This window comes from Actinoplanes sp. KI2 (assembly GCF_025630775.1).
Taxonomy (GTDB): domain Bacteria; phylum Actinomycetota; class Actinomycetes; order Mycobacteriales; family Micromonosporaceae; genus Actinoplanes.
Genome location: NZ_JAOSZE010000116.1, coordinates 1 through 1,396, shown reverse-complemented (window position 1 = coordinate 1,396; position 1,396 = coordinate 1). Strand labels below are relative to the sequence as shown.

The 1,396-nt window shown below is 70.9% G+C and carries 2 protein-coding genes; both read left to right on the top strand.

Translation table 11 applies throughout. The features are described 5' to 3' along the window. Positions 1-262 precede the first annotated feature (262 nt). Positions 263-829 carry an HhH-GPD-type base excision DNA repair protein gene (locus ODJ79_RS46510; RefSeq protein ID WP_263030176.1) on the top strand — a complete coding sequence of 189 codons (567 nt, stop codon included), beginning with the start codon at positions 263-265 and terminating at the stop codon, positions 827-829. 78 nt (positions 830-907) lie between these two features. Beyond that, the gene (locus ODJ79_RS46505) at positions 908-1,336 is read left to right on the top strand and encodes a DUF3099 domain-containing protein (RefSeq protein WP_263030175.1); all 429 of its coding nucleotides are present in this window, start codon (positions 908-910) and stop codon (positions 1,334-1,336) included. Positions 1,337-1,396: the final 60 nt, after the last annotated feature.

The window sequence follows — 1,396 nt, the reverse complement described above, 5'->3', positions numbered from 1 at the left end:
GGGGTGCGTTGCGGCGGGCCGGAGGGGTGCGCCGCGGGGTGGACTTGCGGCAGAGCGCGCGGCGGCCGGCTCGGAGGGAAGGTGTTCGTTGCGGCGGGTTGGCGGGGAGCGGGCTGTGGCGGCGGCCTGGCGGGGAGGTGGGCTGTGGCTGCGGGCTGGTGGGGGTGGGCTGTGGCGGCGGGTTGATGGGGAAGCGGGTGGTGGTCGGAAAATCAGGGTGGGTAGCGGGGGCGGGGGTGGTGGTTGGCGGCAAGATAGGGGGATGACGCTCAGCCTGCCGATCGATGACGAGGCCAACAAGCTGCTCTCCAGTGACCCGTTGGCGCTGCTCATCGGGATGGTTCTGGATCAGCAGATTCCGCTGGAGAAGGCGTTTACGTCGCCCTATGTGCTGGCGCAACGACTGGGCCATGCACCCACGGCGGTGGAGATTGCCGAGTTTGATCCCGATCGGCTGGTGGCCATCTTTGCCGAGCCGCCGGCTCTGCATCGTTTTCCCAAGGCCATGGCTGCCCGGGTGCAGGAGGTCTGCCGGGCACTCGTCGAGGACTACGACGGCGAGGCCGCCAACCTCTGGGCCGGCGTGACCGATGGCGCGGCGCTGCTCAAGCGGGTGGCCTCGCTGCCCGGGTTCGGCAAGCAGAAGTCGCAGATCTTCGTGGCGCTGCTCGGCAAGCAGTACGGCGTCGAGCCCGCGGGCTGGCGGGAGGCGGCCGGCGGGTACGGCGAGGCCGGCTCGTTCAAGTCGGTGGCGGACATCGTCGACGGGGAGTCGCTGGGCAAGGTTCGGGCGTACAAGAAGGAAATGAAGGCTGCCGCCAAGAAGTAGCCGCGGCCGGCTGGGCGCGCTGGTTGGGCATCGGATGCGGTCCGGTGCAAGGATGGGGGGTCGATCGGAGTGCCCACCGTGAAGAAGCAACCGGAGCGGCCGGTCCTGATCACCGACGCCGCCCGCAGCCAGGACGAGCAGTTTCGTAGCCGGCAGATCCGCTATGTGACGATGATGGGTCTGCGGGCCGGTTGCCTGATCGCCGGCGCCATCCTGATCAGCGCCAACCCGCCGCTGCTGCCCGTCTGGCTGGTCATCTGCGCCCTCGGCATGGTCATCCTGCCCTGGGCCGCGGTGCTCATCGCAAACGACCGCCCCGCCCGCAGCAAGGCCGAGCGCGCCGCGGCCGCCGCCGCGCGGGAGCAGGAGCACCAGGCCGCCCTCAGCCAGTACGCGCCCGAGGAGGTCGAGTATCTGACCATCGACGCCGAGCCGGTCGAGGGCGAGACGGCCGAGGGCGAGCGCTGGTCTGCCACCCAACCCGAGCGGGAGCGCAAGCGGCGCTGACGAGGCCGGGCGCCGACCTGGGCGACCGCTTCCGCGCCCAGGGCGGCGCTAACGAGGCCG

Coding starts and splice junctions, on each gene's coding strand:
- ODJ79_RS46510 (WP_263030176.1), top strand. CDS start 263: ATGACGCTCAGCCTGCCGATCGATGACGAGGCCAACAAGCTGCTCTCC.